The sequence below is a fragment of the Actinomycetaceae bacterium MB13-C1-2 genome (assembly GCA_035621235.1).
Taxonomy (GTDB): domain Bacteria; phylum Actinomycetota; class Actinomycetes; order Actinomycetales; family Actinomycetaceae; genus Scrofimicrobium.
In genome coordinates, this window is sequence record CP141731.1 from 1,004,317 (window position 1) to 1,021,326 (window position 17,010).

14 protein-coding genes are annotated in these 17,010 nt (G+C 54.6%); 11 read left to right on the forward strand and 3 right to left on the reverse strand.

Annotated features, from left to right (window positions below; genetic code table 11):
* Positions 1–248: 248 nt before the first annotated feature.
* Positions 249–2,090: a phosphoenolpyruvate carboxykinase (GTP) gene (locus U6G28_04500; GenBank protein WRS30948.1), complete on the forward strand. Its 1,842-nt coding sequence runs from the start codon at positions 249–251 to the stop codon at positions 2,088–2,090.
* A 540-nt stretch (positions 2,091–2,630) separates the two neighbouring features.
* Here the strand turns inward: U6G28_04500 and U6G28_04505 are convergent.
* Positions 2,631–3,002, reverse strand: a complete 372-nt coding sequence (locus tag U6G28_04505) for an addiction module antidote protein (GenBank protein ID WRS30949.1) — start codon at positions 3,000–3,002, stop codon at positions 2,631–2,633.
* A gap of 58 nt (positions 3,003–3,060) precedes the next feature.
* On the opposite strand from U6G28_04505, the gene glf reads away from it, so the two are divergent.
* The 10 genes from glf to U6G28_04555 all read left to right on the forward strand — a co-directional run bounded on the left by glf (position 3,061) and on the right by U6G28_04555 (position 15,463).
* Positions 3,061–4,233 (forward strand): UDP-galactopyranose mutase, encoded by a 1,173-nt coding sequence (gene glf, locus U6G28_04510; GenBank protein WRS30950.1) that lies wholly within the window; start codon positions 3,061–3,063, stop codon positions 4,231–4,233.
* A gap of 87 nt (positions 4,234–4,320) precedes the next feature.
* Positions 4,321–5,037 carry a LytTR family DNA-binding domain-containing protein gene (locus U6G28_04515; GenBank protein ID WRS30951.1) on the forward strand — a complete coding sequence of 239 codons (717 nt, stop codon included), beginning with the start codon at positions 4,321–4,323 and terminating at the stop codon, positions 5,035–5,037.
* Positions 5,034–6,374, forward strand: coding sequence for a GHKL domain-containing protein (locus U6G28_04520; GenBank protein ID WRS30952.1), 1,341 nt, complete (start codon positions 5,034–5,036; stop codon positions 6,372–6,374). Before U6G28_04515 ends, U6G28_04520 begins: the two co-directional genes overlap by 4 nt.
* A 233-nt stretch (positions 6,375–6,607) precedes the next feature.
* Positions 6,608–7,126 (forward strand): hypothetical protein, encoded by a 519-nt coding sequence (locus U6G28_04525; protein WRS30953.1) that lies wholly within the window; start codon positions 6,608–6,610, stop codon positions 7,124–7,126.
* Positions 7,074–9,731, forward strand: coding sequence for a glycoside hydrolase family 3 C-terminal domain-containing protein (locus U6G28_04530; protein WRS30954.1), 2,658 nt, complete (start codon positions 7,074–7,076; stop codon positions 9,729–9,731). The genes U6G28_04525 and U6G28_04530 overlap by 53 nt, the downstream gene beginning before the upstream one ends.
* Before the next feature lie 2 nt (positions 9,732–9,733).
* The gene (locus tag U6G28_04535; GenBank protein WRS30955.1) at positions 9,734–10,198 is read left to right on the forward strand and encodes a hypothetical protein; all 465 of its coding nucleotides are present in this window, start codon (positions 9,734–9,736) and stop codon (positions 10,196–10,198) included.
* Positions 10,199–10,286: 88 nt separating this feature from the next.
* Positions 10,287–12,791, forward strand: coding sequence for a glycoside hydrolase family 2 TIM barrel-domain containing protein (locus tag U6G28_04540; GenBank protein WRS30956.1), 2,505 nt, complete (start codon positions 10,287–10,289; stop codon positions 12,789–12,791).
* On the forward strand, positions 12,788–13,432 hold the full coding sequence (locus tag U6G28_04545) for a hypothetical protein (GenBank protein WRS30957.1): 645 nt from the start codon (positions 12,788–12,790) through the stop codon (positions 13,430–13,432). Before U6G28_04540 ends, U6G28_04545 begins: the two co-directional genes overlap by 4 nt.
* A 16-nt stretch (positions 13,433–13,448) precedes the next feature.
* Complete coding sequence (locus tag U6G28_04550; protein WRS30958.1) at positions 13,449–14,159, forward strand: LytTR family DNA-binding domain-containing protein; 711 nt, start codon at positions 13,449–13,451, stop codon at positions 14,157–14,159.
* Complete coding sequence (locus tag U6G28_04555) at positions 14,159–15,463, forward strand: GHKL domain-containing protein (protein WRS30959.1); 1,305 nt, start codon at positions 14,159–14,161, stop codon at positions 15,461–15,463. Before U6G28_04550 ends, U6G28_04555 begins: the two co-directional genes overlap by 1 nt.
* Here U6G28_04555 and U6G28_04560 read toward each other — a convergent pair.
* On the reverse strand, positions 15,460–16,473 hold the full coding sequence (locus U6G28_04560; protein ID WRS30960.1) for a glycosyltransferase family 2 protein: 1,014 nt from the start codon (positions 16,471–16,473) through the stop codon (positions 15,460–15,462). The two genes, U6G28_04555 and U6G28_04560, sit on opposite strands and share 4 nt — an antisense overlap.
* Before the next feature lie 67 nt (positions 16,474–16,540).
* Entirely contained in the window at positions 16,541–16,981 is a 441-nt protein-coding gene (locus U6G28_04565) for a hypothetical protein (GenBank protein WRS30961.1), read from the reverse strand.
* Between the last annotated feature and the right edge of the window lie 29 nt (positions 16,982–17,010).

Sequence of the window (17,010 nt, forward strand, 5' to 3'; positions counted from 1 at the left end):
CGAGTACCGATGTACTTCCGCTTAGGGCTGAGTGACACGCGCTACAAATTGCGGCCTAGAACGTCGCGCTGCCGTGCAAGACCGGCTGTTTGACGGGCGTTTGGGCCGATATCGGTCTAGAAAGTGCCAAGAAATAGTAGGGACTTAACGACCATGATTTTTTCGCGCAGATTTGGGAGAATATAAGGGCTGAAACGAGACCGTCCGGTCTCTTCAAACCGCTAGTCCCCACAGGAGGCAGGCACCTAATGACTGTTACTGAAAGTGATGTCCGCGAGGCAGCACCGGCAAACGTTCCCGAAGACGTCATTAGCTGGGTGACCGAGATCGCCCAGCTAACTAAGCCCGAAAAGGTTGAGTTCACTGATGGCTCTGACGAGGAATGGGACCGCCTGACCTCTGAGATGGTTGAGAGCGGAATGTTCATCCGCCTGAATGAGGAGAAGAGGCCGAATTCGTTCCTGGCTCGCTCCCTTCCTTCGGATGTCGCTCGCGTTGAGTCACGAACCTTCATTTGCTCCGAGAAGGAAGAGGATGCAGGCCCGACGAACAACTGGGCAGATCCCAAGGAGATGAAGGAAATCCTCAAGGGGAAGTTCGATGGCTCGATGAAGGGCCGCACCATGTACGTGATCCCCTTCTCGATGGGCCCAATTGGCGGTCCAATCTCGCAGCTTGGCATCGAGATTACTGACTCTCCCTACGTTGTCGTCAACATGCGCATTATGACGCGCATCGGCACCAAGGCGATGGATCTGATCAACGAAGGGAAAGAGTGGGTTCCCGCCGTTCACTCCGTTGGAGCACCGCTTGAGCCCGGTGAGAAGGACAGCACCTGGCCCTGCAATGATGACAAGTACATCACCCACTTCCCGGAGAGCAACGAAATCTGGTCTTATGGCTCGGGTTACGGCGGCAACGCTCTGCTCGGTAAGAAGTGCTATGCGCTTCGTATCGCCTCGACCATGGCACGTGACAATGGCTGGATGGCCGAGCACATGCTGATTCTGGGCCTGACCCGTGAGTCGGATGGCAAGAAGTTCTACGTTACCGCCGCGTTCCCGTCGGCATGTGGCAAGACGAACCTTGCCATGCTTCAGCCGACCATCCCCGGCTACAAGGTTGAGACGGTCGGCGACGACATCGCATGGATGCGCCCCGGTCCGGATGGTCGCCTCTACGCGATCAACCCCGAGGCTGGATTCTTCGGCGTCGCACCGGGTACCTCTTACGAGACCAACCCGATGGCCATGGAGTCCATGAAGGCAAACTCGATCTTCACCAACGTTGCACTGACCGACGATGGCGATGTCTGGTGGGAGGGCATGACTGATGAGGCCCCCGCACACCTGATCGATTGGCACGGTAAGGATTGGACCCCGGAGTCCGATGCCCCGTCATCGCACCCGAACAGCCGCTTCACCGCACCGGCGTGGCAGTGCCCGATCATTTCCCCCGACTGGGAAGCTCCTGCGGGTGTTCCGATTGATGCAATCCTGTTCGGTGGACGCCGTGCGACCAACGTTCCGCTGGTTGCCGAGGCTTACGACCAGGATCACGGTGTGTACGTTGGTGCAACCGTTGCCTCCGAGGTCACCGCTGCGGCGACCGACGTCAAGGCAGGCTCGCTGCGTCACGACCCGTTTGCAATGCTCCCATTCTGCGGCTACAACATGGCCGACTACTGGGGTCACTGGGTAGAGATGGGTCAGGAGCTTGGCGACAAGTTCCCGCAGGTCTACCAGGTCAACTGGTTCCGCAAGGATGACGACGGCAAGTTCCTGTGGCCAGGCTATGGCGACAACGCTCGCGTTCTTGACTGGATCGTTCGTCGTGCTGCGGGCGAGGTTGACGCGATTGATGGTGTGACCGGCCGTTACCCGAAGTTCGAGGACTTCAACATTGAGGGCCTTGAGGGCTTTACCGAAGAGGATTGGGACAAGCTGTACGCGATCGATCCCGATGCTTGGGCACTTGAGACCGATGACTCTGAGACCTACTTCGAGCAGTTCGGTGACAAGGTTCCGGAAGCGGTGCGTGAGCAGCTGACCAAGCTGCGCGAGCGTATTGCTGCTGCAAAGGAAGCCTAGGCTGACTACCCGGTTTTGATTTGGGCTGACTAGATCAGACGAAAGCGAAAGGGGTGTGCCGACGAAAGTCGGTACACCCCTTTTGTTGCGCCTGGGAGCAGCGGGTTGGAGTCCCGTTATATCTGCCAGTGTGGCCGGCATGGTCTCGGTTTTCTGTTGTTGGTGGTTTTCGTCCGTAGGAGGCCGAAAGAAGGAAGATGTCTGCCGATGTGGCCGGGTCGGCCTTCAGGAGCCGCATGATTTCTGGCTGGTGGTGGCCGCTGTGGCAGATACTTTGCCCTGGGCGGCTCGCTCGGGGGTGTACGGCTAATGCACATAGACTCGTTGGGCCGCAGAAAGTGCGCAAGGCCCACTGACCGTCTCGCTACAAAGTGACACAAATGAAAGTGACACAGAATAACGGCACCGATGCGCTTCTTGAATGCACTCGCGGGCCATACCAAGAGAGCAACAGGATTCGTAGGGGACTATCCGGAACGGCTGTCTGATAGTTCAGTTCTGAAACGCCCGCATAAAAGAGACCTCTAAATACGGACAAAGTTAAGCGCTTGTTTGTTCTAGCGACTCGAAGGTGATCTTGAGTCCGAGTGCGGTCGCCACTTTGTGAATGGTGGCGAAGCTGGGGTTGCCGCCCTCGGATAGAGCTCGATAGAGTCCGGCACGGGTCATCCCGGTGCGTCGCGCCAACTCGCTGAGGTTGCGCGCCAGTATTCGTGCTCTTGCCACGGGGTCCCGCAGTCGAGAGCACCGATCTGCGTAATCAGAACTCTCTATCGCCTCATACTCATATACCGCAGTATGCAGTCCTCCTTTGTTGGTCCAGCTGATCTTCGATTGTTCTGAGCAAGATACGAAACCGGCGAATCGTGGTCCAGCCGCGCAATCGGGGGCCGTGTATAAATCCCAGCTCATGAACTAGGGGATACTGGTCTGACTTGGGACTATTGGTCAGGCTCGTTGGAGGCATCGAATGTACGATCTAGTCGTTGTAGGCTCCGGCCTCTTCGGACTTACAGTTGCGGAGTCAGCGGCACGGCTCTGGGACGCTCGCGTAGCGATAGTCGAGAAACGTTCACACATTGGGGGGAACGCATACTCTGAAGTCGATCCCGAAACCGGAATTGAGGTGCACAAGTATGGTGCGCACATCTTTCATACTTCCAACGAAGAAGTATGGAACTACGTGCGGCGCTTCACCGACTTCAATGACTACGTCCATCGGGTTTTAACGACGATTGACGGGGTCGTCTACCCCATGCCGGTCAATCTCGGAACTATTAATCAGTTCTTTGGGTCTGCCTACAGCCCCGATCAGGCCCGGGCTTTGGTTCGGGAACAATCGTCCGAAATTCCCGCCGGAAGAGCTGAGGATAACTTCGAGACTATGGGCATATCGACGGTTGGACGTCCGCTGTTCGAAGCCTTCTTTAGGGACTACACGGCCAAGCAGTGGCAGACCAATCCAACTGATTTGCCAGCAGGGATCGCCCGTCGTCTGCCGGTTCGCTACACGTATGACAGTCGCTACTTCTCCGATCCACACCAGGGACTGCCTCTGGATGGCTATGCAGCCTGGTTCGAGCGCATGGTCGATAGCCCCAACATTGACGTGTTTCTCAACTCCGACTTTTTTGATGAAGAGTCCTCGGAAAAGGCGACCCTGACGAGGGACTCAACAGCGGGTCGGGTGCCCGTTGTTTACACCGGTCCGGTAGATCGGTTTTTCGATTACGAGTACGGACGTCTAGGGTGGCGCACGATTGATTTCGAGGTTGAGCGTCCCCATACGGGCGATTATCAGGGTTGTGCGGTGATGAACTACGGCGATCTTACTGTTCCCGAAACCCGGACAATAGAGTTCCGGCACTTTAATCCGGAACGCGAGTATCCGGGGGATCGGACCATCGTTTATCGTGAGTTCTCGCGCTCCGCTACTGCCGACGATGACCCCTACTATCCGATCAATACTCCAAGTGATCAGAAGATGATGCATGACTATCGTCGAGCGATGGCAGATACGCCGGGGGTCTTGTTTGGCGGTCGTCTTGGAACCTACCGATACTTCGACATGGACGCTACAATCGCCGGGGCTTTGGATATGGTCCGTGATGACTTGGCATCGTTACTTGGATCAAACCTATAGAGCGGGTGATGGTGAGGTCCGGTAACCGCAGGCGTTGATAGAATGCGGGAATCGCAGTTATCGACGCAGTCTGGAGGCGCCGCCACCATGTCTTTCCGAATCGCGGTTGTGGATGATGAGGCATCTGCCCGCGCTAACTTACTCGAATACCTAGACCGGTATCAGCTTGAGAACGACCAGAAGTTCGACGTCAGAGTCTTCGAAGATGGTGGGGCACTCCTAGAGAACTATCAGCCCATCTATGACATAGTTTTCCTGGACATGCACATGCCTGCGGTAGGAGGGATGGCAACCGCAGAAGCAATTCGTCTGGTCGATGACCAGGTAATACTGATTTTCGTTACCAACCTGTCGCAGTACGCCGTGAAGGGGTATCGGGTTGGGGCGATGAGCTACCTCCTAAAGCCGGTCACGTACTTCTCCTTTGCCGAGGAACTAACCAGAGCCATCCGATCCCTGGAGTCAAAAGAGACTGATTCTATTATCGTTGGAGCAGGTTCGGCTCTTCATCGGGTCAACGTTCCCGATATCGTTTACGTCGAAAGCAAAAAACATCAAAACATCGTTCACACGCTCTCTGAAACCTTTAGCTACACAGGGGCTCTTCGGGACTTGGAACAGCAACTTAGCGGCAAAGGCTTTTACCGTATCAACAGCTACTATTTGGCAAATCTGCAACACGTCAGGGGGATAGTCGGCCAAGACGCCAAGATGAGCGGGGGTGACCTGCTTAGAATCTCTCGTGCACGGCGCAAAGAATTCATGATGGCCTTGACTGATCACCTGGGAAGTCCTCTGCTGTGACGGGCGAGCTTCTGCCGGACATCCCGCGAATCTACACTGCCTTTGCAGAGTGGCTTGGGGTAATCGTCGTTGTTAGTGCCGTCGGATGGCGGTCGGCACGCAAGAGGGCGATGATTGCTGCGGCCCTGTCCCTTCCCCTGTTTGTGGCGTTGCAACTGTTTTCTGGGGAGTTGCCGATCTCGTTCTGGATGGTTGGGATGTTGGCCGCCCTCGTCCTCATCGTAGTAACGGCCTATATTTGCGCGAACGTCGATTGGTCGGGCGCTGTGTACGTTGGCGTGCGCGCGTTCATCTTAGCTGAACTTGTCGCCTCCCTGGAGTGGCAGTTGCAGTTCTATTTCGGGCGACACGAGTACACCACGATCTGGCGTTTGGATACGCTTTGGATGGCCGCTATATACGCCATAGCATTTGTGCTCGCCTATTTTCTGATGCGCCGTAGTTTTCAGTCGATCGGTCCTCTGCGCATTGACGCTGGCGGTGTACTTGGAGCGGTGGCAATAGCGTTAGCCACGTTCTTAGGTTCGAACGTGAGTTTCGGACCCTTTGAGAGTCCGTTCTCGGGGAGCGGCGCGCTGGACGTGGCCAACATCAGAACTCTGATGGACTTCGCTGGATTCGTTGCGTTGTATGCGCAAGAGAGTTTACGGATGAGGGCATCGGAAGCTGCGGAACTTGAGGGAGCACAAATGATGCTTCGTGCTCAGCACGATCAGTATCTTCTGTCGCGGGCAAATATCGACGAGGTGAACCGAAAATACCACGATATGAAACACCACATTGCTGCGATTCGAGCTGAGCCCTCGGAGTGGAAACGTTCAGAGCAGCTAGATCATCTGGAGCAGTCGGTCCTCGAATACGACAATCAGGTCAACTCGGGTAACTTGGCGGTTGACGCGATACTGTCGGCGAAGAAGGTGTCGAGCCGGAAACTGAGCATCACCATGACCGAGGTCTTGGATGGTAACGCCTTGGATTTTGTAGATCCGCTTGACCTTGCAACGATTCTGGGCAACGCGGTGGATAACGCGATCGAAGCGGCAAGTCTTGTTGAGCGAGAGGACAAGCGTCTCATAAAGATCGCTGTCTTTAGGCAGGGCGACTTCGCCGTCCTCAGGGTAGAGAACCACTACCGTGTGCCTGTGCAGATGGTCGATGGATTTCCACTAACCATAAAAAGGGACAAGCGCAATCATGGCTACGGCCTGCGTAACGTAAGAGAAGTAGTCGAGCGTTATGGTGGCTCGGTCGTGGTATCTGCCGAGGATAACTGGTTCACGCTAAAAATCTTGATCCCCATGCCTGAGGAGCACGGATCATCAGGCGAAAATAGGTGAGTTCGGTTCAACAATGGCGGGTCAGCCCAAGAGCCTTGGTGCTCTATCAAAGCCAAGTCCAGTTTCGCGGTGCCTGTTACGCGTTGAAAACTACCTTTCAAGCAGGGGCACTTCTTGCTGGGTGGACTACAGCATAGGTTCTAACTGTTCCATCGACGCGATGTTCTGTTAACGCCTGTGCCGGGTGATCAGGGTACCGCGCGTCGCTCCAATCCCAATGAGGAGGTTGAGAAGTGTTCCGACGATCTAGCCTGTATCGAGGGTTCACCGCAATCGGGCTGTTTGTTCTTTGCATCGGCATTGTTGCCGGTCAGTTACTAGAGTCTTACCGCACGGCCGTGGACCAGGCCGTCGGTACTGAAAGCCAAAAGATCGTGACTGAGCAGTCGGCAGATGGGGAAGACATCTGGACGTACCAAGCGTCGCTGACTACTGCAGAAGAGACATTTGAGGCGCTTAAGGATCTCTCACAGAGGGAATCTGAAGAATCATTTGTGTTGTTGAAGAACGAAGCAGAGGCGCTACCGATAGCACCCGAAGCCAAGGTAACAATGTTTGGGGTGCGTAGTTACGCGCCGGTCTATAGCTCAAGTATGGGATCGCAGGGCGATGTCACATCAATTGTCGAGATAGCCGACGCCTTCTCTGAGAAGGGTCTGAGGGTCAACCCATCAATGCAGGAAGCCTACGAGAACTTCTTTGCTGACAAAGAGTGGGGGGGTACTGGAACTACTAAGTCTTCCCCTTCCTGAATACACCGAGATTACGTCTTACAGTGACCCTCATGAGATCTCGCTTAACGAACTAGAGGCGCTGAATCCCGATTATCGTTCAGAGTGGGCCGAGTACGACGACGCAGCAATCGTTGTTGTTGGTAGGCCAGGTGGCGAGAACGGCTATGGTTACCTTCCCGGCGAAGAAGGGTTGGCTGAGGGTGTTGAAACCCAGACAGGTAACATCCTCTCCCTAAGCGCAGAGGAAAAGGAGTTGGTCGAGGAAGCAAAAGCCAACTTTGACAAAGTCATCGTTTTGATTAATGCCGTGAATCCGATGGAAATCTCCGATCTGGCGGATGATCCAGAGATAGATTCGATTATGTGGATCGGGTTCCCGGGCGCATACGGCTTCCTCAGCCTGGTCGATGTCCTGACCGGCGACGTGGCTCCGTCTGGTCACCTGGGCGACGTATTGGTCAAGAACTCGGCTGCCGCACCCGCAATCGCCAACATAGGAGACATTCCTTGGACCAATGCTGCGGATTTCCCTGAGGACGCGATGGTCAACTCCTATCTGATTGAGGCTGAGGGAATCTACACGGGTTACCGCTACTATGAGACGCGCTACGCAGATCACGTTATGGGTAACGGCGGTGAGCAGGCTTCCGCAGGCACCTACGCTAACGTCGACGGAACGTTAGCGACAGTGCCGGGGACTTGGGACTACGAAAACGAGGTGGTGTACCCACTTGGGTATGGCCTCAGCTACACAACATTCGAACAAACTCTGGATTCCGCAGAAGTGAAGGGTGACAAGAAGACCGCATCCGTTGCCGTAACCGTAAAGAACACGGGAGCGGTCGCGGGCAAAGCTTCGGTCCAGGTCTACGCTCAAGTGCCATACACCGATTACGACAAGCAGCACGGAGTCGAAAAGTCGGCGATTCAACTGATGGACTTTGAGAAGTCGAAGTTGCTAGAACCCGGCGAGTCCCAAACGATCACAATGGAGCTCGACCTATCCCTGCTTGCAAGCTTTGACGCCTTTGGCGCAGGTACCTACATTCTTGATCCTGGCGAATACTATCTGTCGGTGGCCGAGGATTCCCATGCCGCTTTGAACAACATTCTTGCAGCGCAGGACAAGCAGACCAGTGACGGGATGAATGACGTCGGAGACTCGGCCAACGTGTACCAGTGGACCTGGGACGGTGAGATCGACTCGGAAACGTTCGCGGTCAGTGCCAATGGAACAGAGATCGTTCCAGTTCTGAGTGATGGGGACTATGCCACCGACTACAACGCGTTCGAGCCGGGAACGGTCACTTACCTTACTCGTTCCGATTGGGACGGAACTTTCCCAACGACGTACGCGGGGATAGCTGCCAACGAACAGCTTTCTAGACTGTTGCGGAACGACCTTACTCCGCTCTCGACCGATGACGATGTTAGCGAGTTAGTCTGGGGCGACACCGCGAGTGATCTGACTCTGGCCGACATGAAGGGGGCAGACTACGACGATCCGCGCTGGGGTGAGCTGATCGATAAGGTGACGATTGATGAGTACCTGAATTTCGCAGCCAATGCATTCCATAACATCGAAGCGATCCCTTCAGCTGGATTGGTCCAGATGGGAGCGGATGATGGGCCCAACGGACATATGGGCATGATCGGAGACGGTCAGTATCAGGGCGTTCCGTTTGCTGACGGGGCCGACTACTCAACATATGGCGTGGCTGTCACACCCGCGCCGGTGAACCTTGCCTACACATGGAACAAAGAGCTGGCATTCGAACACGGAGAGATAGTCCTTGGTGAGGCAGCATTGTCGGCCGGCAAGGTCATTATGATTGGCCCTGCGCTGAATTTACAGCGCCATGCCTACAATTCCAGAGCAGTTGAGTACTACTCGGAAGACCCGATTCTCTCTGGTTACATCGCGTCTGCAGTGACACAGGGCGCGGAGTCTATGGGCACCATAGTTAACGTCAAGCACTTAGCGTTCAACGACCAGGAGATTAACCGTTCTGGTATTGCGGTGTTCCTTTCTGAGCAAGCGGCACGTGAACTAGAGCTTCGAAACTTCCAGCAGACATTCGAAGCCGGAGGTATTCCCGCGTCTTTTGTTGATGACCAGGAGAAGGCTGACCTGTACCAAAAGGGCGCCTCGGGCGTGATGACTTCGTTCAACCGTATTGGTGCGGTAGCGCCCAGCGCCAATGCTGGGGTCATGGTCAATATCCTTCGTGACGAATGGGGCTTCAACGGCTACAACGTCACGGACTTCACCAACGTATCGCTAAAGGCGGCTCCAAAGGAATCAGTCATTGCTGGTACGACTGCCTTCTGCGGTTTCGGGGTTGATGACAGCATTACTTACTGGAACCAAGCAGCGTTGATTAATGACCAACAGATCGGGTTGGCGATCAAGGATAACCTGCATGACCTGTTCTATGTGATCGCGAATTCCGCCGGCATGAACGGTGTCAACTCAACGACTCATGCCGTTGACCAAATGACGTGGTGGAGGGTCACCTACATTGCGATCATCAGCATTGGAGGGCTTCTGGTAGCTCTGGGAGTAGGCGGCTACGCGGGCGCCGAGGTCAGGGATTCAAAGTCGCGCAGGAAGGACAAATAGAGATGAAAACGCGAAATGTTGGTCGTCTGGTAGCAGAGGTAGTAGCAATCGTCGGCGCTGTAGTGCTTTTGGTCCTGTACCTAGTTACTTCTACTACTGGCTATCTGGCTGGTGCTGCCACTAGCGCATGGCCGTGGATTTTGGCAGTCCTCGCGATTATCTTGCTCGGAACCGACGTGTTGATCGGGGCGCGATTGCCGGGGTTAGTTCGCGATCTGTTGGTCATGGGATCGCTCGGTTCGTTGTTGATCGCGTTTGCCCAGGTTGTTCTTGCACGGGCTTCTTTGGTCGCCGATGTTGTTTTCAATCCAGTCAACACTCCCGAGGCTGAGAAGGTCGCGATGAATCTTTCAATCATGGCGATACTCGGATGCCTAATCGCGGTCATTGCATTGATAGTTGCTGCGTTCATGTCAAGGAACCGAATCAGTGCTACGCGCGTTGTCGAGGGTGGCGCTGTCGCATAGTTCGGTCCCGATAGGGGGATGGATCTTCGTGGGTCCATCCCCCTAGGCGCTACCTAACTAGATCAACTGGGACACAGGGAGTACACAGATGCGAGTCATGAGTTTCAACGATGGATGGAAGTGGCGGCACGTTGGACAAACAGACGTGGCCGATCCCAGAACTTCGATTCGGAAGAGCGCGCAGTATGGGAAGGAGTTTCAGGAGGTAGAACTTCCTCACGATGCCATGATTGGTGAGCCAAGAACGCCGGACGCGCCGAGCGCTGGAACTTCAGGATGGTTTGAAGGGGCAGACTACGAATATGTAAAAGACTTCTCTCTGGACGGGGCGGATGAGGGGAAGACTCTCGTATTGGAGTTTGAGGGTGTTTACCGCGACGCAGAAGTCTGGGTCAACGACACGAAAATGACGACGCTTCCATACGGATACACAGGATTCTTCGTTGATGTTACCGACGTTGTTTCCACCAGTGAGGTGAATGAGGTTCGCGTCATCGCGCACAATTCTGATCAGCCAAACAGTCGCTGGTACTCAGGCGCGGGGATCTATCGGCCCGTAAACCTTTGGGTCGGAGGAAAACACCACATATATCCCGACCAGGTTCACATCGCCACAGAGTCGATTGACCCTCCGATCGTGGCGATAACCGCCCGAAGCACCCCCGGTGGCAGGTTGACGGCGATCGTCGAGGCGGAGACCGAGTCGGGCACTCGAACTTTCACGACCAGTGCTGACGTGACCTCGGACAGAACCACCTTGCGTCTAACGCTTCCAGGAGCGAAGTTGTGGAGTCCCGAGACGCCGGTTATTCACCAGTGTTCTCTCCGACTGGTCTCGGCCAATGATGAGGATCGGGCTGACGACGAAGCCTTCGTCAGCTTTGGGATTCGCACCGTTGCCTTGAGTGATAAAGGGTTTCTGTTGAACGGCAGGCGGGTCATTTTGCAGGGTGCCTGCATACATCACGACAACGGACTGTTGGGAGCGTGCGCCTACCCCGATGCTGAAGAACGTAAGGTCCGTTTGATGCAAGAAAACGGATACAACGCTATTCGCAGTGCCCACAATCCCTGTTCTAAGGCGATGCTCGATGCTTGTGACCGGTTGGGAATGTTGGTGCTGGATGAATACGCCGACCAGTGGTACATCCACAAGACAAAGTACGACTATGCGAACCGACTGGAGGACTACTGGCGGGCAGACCTCGAAGCCATGGTCAACAAAGATTTCAATCACCCTAGCGTGATCATGTACTCACTTGGCAACGAGGTCGCGGAAACTGCGCAGAAGCGAGGTGTCGCTCTTACCCGAAACATGACTCGGTACCTCCATTCCCTGGACCAGACCCGGCCCGTCACTTGCGGAATCAATATCTTCTTCAACTTCTTGAGCTTCATGGGACTTGGCGTATATAGCGACAAGAAGGCAGAGCGGGAGGGTGATACTCGACGGCCGAAGAACGATGGCGTTTTCGAAAAACTGACGGCGGTGGGGAGCGAGTTCTACAACAACCTAGCGGGAATTGCTGGGGCTGACTTTATGAAGGCCGGAGCAACGTTGCCGCCATGCGACGTACTGACCCGCGACGCTTTCGCCGAACTTGACGTGGCCGGCTACAACTATGGAATCCGCCGCTATCAGCGCGACCTGAAAAAGTATCCTCATCGATTCATCCTTGGAACTGAGACCTTCTGCGGTGACGCGTACAGGTTTAGGGAAGAAGCCAAACGATCACCTCGTCTGATCGGCGACTTCGTTTGGGCGGGAATAGATCACCTGGGCGAGGTGGGCGTCGGTGCTTGGGAGTACCGCGACTACGCTCCAAAAGACACCGGATTCGGCTGGCTTACCTCCGCTCAGGGACGACTTGACTTGACGGGCAAGCCACTGGGTGAGGCGCTTTACACGCGGGTTGCGTTGGAGCTTGATCCGGGGCCGTACATTGCTGTCCGCCCGGTAAACCACACGGGCGAACGTCACACCCCTTCTGCATGGCGAATGTCGAACGCTCGACCCACGTGGTCTTGGAACGGTTGCGAGGGGAAGAAGGCTGAGATTGAGGTGTATGCGCGCGCGGCATCGGTGGCTCTGACGCTGAACGGCAAGACTATCGGCCGTAAAGTGATCCCGAAGAACGATTGCAAAGTGACTTTCACGTGTGATTGGCAACCGGGGACCCTGAGCGCAATCGCCCTTGACGAGCGGGGAAGAACAATTGGTAAGTGCTCGTTGACCAGTGCCTCAGATACCGTGGAACTTCGAGCAGAACCAGAGGAAGAGATCGCATATTCAGGTGGTCTTTGCTACGTGAGATTGCGCTACACCGATGAGAAAGGGGAGGGTAAACCCCTCGAAGATGGACACCTCAAGGTAGCAGTTGAGGGCGCTGAACTAGTCGGACTAGGGAATGCATCGCCGTTCAACCTCGGGAGTTTTCTCAGCGACAGTACCGCAACCTATTTTGGGGAGGCGATGGCAGTACTAAGGGTTCCAAGCCCCGCGGGGGAAAAGATCACGGTTTCGGTCTCAGATAACCTGCGTAGCGCAGAAGTGTCGCTTCCTGTTTCCTCGCAGAAAAAAGCAGAGCGATGATGAAAGCAGAGCTACGACAACGCTTTTCTGGCTGGTGGCAAAGGTTTGCTGTAAAGCACAAGCTTATCGCTCAGTTCATTTTGTTCTACGCATTTTCGATGCTGGTCACCTTGCTTCAGTACCTAATGCTGACCTTCTTACCGGGAGTTTTCTATGCTGCTACAGACTGGTGTGAGATCCCCGCACAGTTTGGACATCTGAAGATCGGCCCCGTTGACACATATGTATTCGACTATCCGGTTAACGGGACGGCCACAGGCGGTATGGGATACCTGGCGGCAATGGTAATAACGCTTTTTGTTGCCCAGTGCGTGAATTTTCCGATGCAGCGCAACATTACATTCAAGTCCAACGGAAATATCTGGTACCAAGCGATGTGGTACGCGATTGCGTTCGTCCTCATCACCGTCGTGTGCTCGTTCTTAATGGGCCTGTACGTCCCCTATCTGGAGAGGGTTGCTCCTCCCGCCGTCTACAACATCCTGATTACGGTAGTGAATGGAGGCGTACAGATGGTCATATACTTCCCGATCTATAAGTTGATCTTCCCGGAGGGCAAACCTCCGCAGTCTGGAAATGCTTCGACCAACAAGTCCGGTAGCAACGATAGAGTGGAAACTGTCGAGACAGTCGCATATTGAGGAGCGAAGTGGGCCAGTGTTAAGGGTCGCCATTGTTGAGGATGACTCCGACTCCGCCGCACTGTTGGTCAGGTGCCTGGAGCGTTCCCTTGGTGAACGCGAGATCCAGTTCGAGTGCACCATCTTCTCTGAGGCCACGTCATTTCTAACAAGCTACAAACCCGTGTTCGACCTTGTGTTCATGGACATAGAACTCCCGATACTCAGTGGAATGGAGGCGGCGCGCAGACTGAGACGGCTGGACTCAAAAGTATTGCTAATTTTCGTGACAAGTATGTCGCACTTTGCGGAGCAAGGTTATGAAGTCGACGCTTTCGATTTTATTAGCAAACCATACAGATTCGCAGATTTCGACCGAAAGCTGGGTCGGGCCCTAAAAGCACGCAATAGAGAGCTGGACTCCATGCTCGTCTCCCAGAGAGGAACTCAAACACGGCTATTACTGAGGGACATCAGTTGCATCGAGGCCAGAGGACACTCACTACGAATCCACGTGGACGGTCAGATTCTGGATGCGAGCGGGAGCCTACGTGAGATGCAGGAGGCCCTGCAGGGCAAAGGGTTTCTTAGGGCAAACAAGTCCTTCATAGTCAATGGTCGATTCGTCAAAGTGGTCAGGGACAACCGCGTTACGTTGAGTGATGGTAACGAGCTGACCATCGGTCGCCCGTATCGCAAACCGTTTTTGGACGGTCTAGCAATGCACATAAGTGAGGGAGAACGCTAATGGAGTTCGTGGTGGATTACTTCCGCACGAATGGGCTGGTGTTTGAACTATGGGTGGCAGTGTTGGCGTTCGTGTGGCAGGCACCCCGGCGTCCATCAAGCCGTTTGCGCATCGCCTTCTGTGTGCTAGTGACCGTGGCCGGTTGGGCGGTGTGGACGCTTGTCTTGCCCGACAACGCGTGGACCTCAATGATTGGATTCGTTGTCCTTTTGACCGGATTCCTGTGGGTGGTTCGCTTCTGCTGGCAATACAGTCTGCGGTCGGCAGTCTTCTACGTGGTGGCTGCGGCTGTTCTGCAGCACATGGCTTTTCGAGGCGCGCATGCTGTCGCTGTGTTTTCTGAGGCATTCCTTTCCGCCAGCTCCCAGACATCAGACTTTATCTATGTTGTTGTGCTCGTGCCCCTTTGCGTTGTGGGCTACTACCTGTTTGCAAAGCCGTTATCGAGCCGTCCGGTCGGCCGTATAGGGAGCGTGTCCGTTGCCCTGCTAGTGGCCGGAATGCTCATTTTCGTCAATCTGTTCACCCGTCTATTTGCGGAGGCCGGAGGTGAGAAACTGCCTCAGATAAACCTGATCTATTCACTGTTTGATTTCACGACGAGCATTTTCATGCTTGCACTAATGACCCAGATAGTGTGGCGCCAGGGAGCAGAAAATGAGGCACAGGTCTTGCAGCGGCTGCTGCATCAGCAGAAGGCACAACTAGAGACTTCTAGGGAGAACAACGAGCTAATTAGCATCAAGACCCACGACCTCAAGAAGCAGATCGGGTTGCTGGAAGATCGGATCTCACGCCGAGAAGTTGAGGAACTCAGGACTATGGTGGCCTCTTACGAGTCGACTGTCGCCACGGGGAACGAGACAGTTGATATCCTTCTGGCCGAGAAACTGGTTACCTGCAATGAAAGGGACATCCGGTTTGACCGAATGGTCGATGGCGAGAGTCTGGACTTTATGTCAGCCGCAGACACATATGCACTCCTGGGTAATGCCATAGACAACGCAATAGAAGCGGTTTCGCAACTCGACCACGATAGTCGCTATGTCGATATGAGGATAAAACGAGCGCAGGGGTTCGTACTTGTCGAGCTCGTAAATCCATTTGAGGGCCCCAGGAAGTTCGTTGAAGGGCTTCCACAGTCGACGAAAGGTGATCGCCGATATCATGGTTTCGGCATGCGTTCGATTCGAATGGTCGCAGAGAAGTACAAGGGGCACATGTCAGCCGAGGTTGAGGACGAACTATTTGTCCTCAGGGTGCTTGTTCCTGAGCCTCCGGAATCCTGGCGGAGTTCTGACTAGTTGAAGCCCATTACGGCCCGTGCGATCCGGTACCCTACACGGGTTGGACGGATGGGCGCGTGGGATACGTGTCCCAGAATCAACATGCGTAGCTTCTGGGCGAGCTTAGGGTCCCGGTACGCCATTCGCGCCCACATGGCCTTTCCCTTTTCCTGCAGTTCAGGATCATCATCGAGCTTGCACAGAACGGATGTAACTAGGGAGAGAACTGACAGGTAATGGAGCATGTATCGCATTAGGTTCGGCTGTAGGTAACAATCACGAAGGTCGGACGAATAGACGTCGAACATCCGTTCATTTATGACGATTTGTTGGTCGATACGTCTGAGCATGACACGCTCATTTACTGATTGGTCCTCACGTCCTGTCCAGTATCGATAGAGGTCGACGTTAAGGTAGTAAAGGACCTTGACGGAGGGTAGCGGAACGAAGGCGTAGAGGTTATCAACGTAAAACGAGTGCTCCGGCAGCTTTAGTCCCGACTGTCGCAGTATCGCTGTTCGATACACCATAGAATGCATGACCATGTACTGCCAGGGGTTGAATGTCTTCAGGCGCTCCCAGCCGAATAGCTCTCCATCGGGCATCTTCCCGATGTAGCGCACCGCCTTCTTGTGGCGCTTTCCCTGTTTTTCATAGACGAAGTTCGACACGATCAGATCTGCCTGATCGCCGCTATCTTCCCATTTCTGGAGTAACGCGATTAGCTCCGCGTATGCCTGTGGGTCGAGCCAGTCATCGGCATCGATAACTTTGAGGTACTTTCCGCTTGCCTGCTCGATGCCCACGTTGACGGCTGAGCCGTGACCGCCGTTGGCCTTGTGTACGACACGAACCAAGTCAGGGAACTGTTTGGCGTATCGATCGGCAAGATGACCTGTTTGATCAGTTGATCCGTCATCAACAATTATGATTTCGACAGATTCTCCACCGGTCAGAAGCGAGTCGACTGCGCGCTTCATGTATGCCTCGGCGTTGAAACAGGGAACGACGGCTGTCAACAACGTCATGTTCACTCCTACATAACGAATTGGCGGTGTCGGTCAGCACCGACACCGCCAATTCACAGCGTGCTGATTACTCGACTACCGTAATGTTTCCGTCCTGGTCAATCTCCAGAACAGTCCCATCAACGGCCGTTCCCTTGATCGTGAACTTCTTGCCGTCGATAGAGATCTTTGAGTCAACCTTCTCGGTTTCCTCGCCCCAGGAGTAGGGCACAACCCACATGCCGTACTTCTGTTCTGGCGCCTTGACATCGGACGCGAGCATTATCTCAGTCATGTCGCCCTTGTCCGCCATGGTGTCGAGCACCGTCTGACGTGCAACTTCGAGGTCTTCGCGAGTGCCAGCGTTGTCGCCTGCATCCGTGCTCTCACCTGCGGACTCATTTGATGCAGGCTGCTCAGTGCCCTTGTCGTCTTTTGCACCGCCATCAGAGCTACATGCTGAAATGCCCGCAACACCGGCAAATGCGATCGCCGTGGCGGCGCCTATGCTGAGAATCTTCCGTTTCATACCTACTTCTCCTTACTTGTTGTCACCAG

Bases quoted from the DNA above. Each gene is read 5' to 3' on its own strand.
- U6G28_04500 (WRS30948.1), top strand. From the start codon at position 249: ATGACTGTTACTGAAAGTGATGTCCGCGAGGCAGCACCGGCAAACGTT.
- U6G28_04505 (WRS30949.1), bottom strand. From the start codon at position 3,002: ATGAGCTGGGATTTATACACGGCCCCCGATTGCGCGGCTGGACCACGA.
- glf (WRS30950.1), top strand. From the start codon at position 3,061: ATGTACGATCTAGTCGTTGTAGGCTCCGGCCTCTTCGGACTTACAGTT.
- U6G28_04515 (WRS30951.1), top strand. From the start codon at position 4,321: ATGTCTTTCCGAATCGCGGTTGTGGATGATGAGGCATCTGCCCGCGCT.
- U6G28_04535 (WRS30955.1), top strand. From the start codon at position 9,734: ATGAAAACGCGAAATGTTGGTCGTCTGGTAGCAGAGGTAGTAGCAATC.
- U6G28_04540 (WRS30956.1), top strand. From the start codon at position 10,287: ATGCGAGTCATGAGTTTCAACGATGGATGGAAGTGGCGGCACGTTGGA.
- U6G28_04545 (WRS30957.1), top strand. From the start codon at position 12,788: ATGATGAAAGCAGAGCTACGACAACGCTTTTCTGGCTGGTGGCAAAGG.
- U6G28_04555 (WRS30959.1), top strand. From the start codon at position 14,159: ATGGAGTTCGTGGTGGATTACTTCCGCACGAATGGGCTGGTGTTTGAA.
- U6G28_04560 (WRS30960.1), bottom strand. From the start codon at position 16,473: ATGACGTTGTTGACAGCCGTCGTTCCCTGTTTCAACGCCGAGGCATAC.
- U6G28_04565 (WRS30961.1), bottom strand. From the start codon at position 16,981: ATGAAACGGAAGATTCTCAGCATAGGCGCCGCCACGGCGATCGCATTT.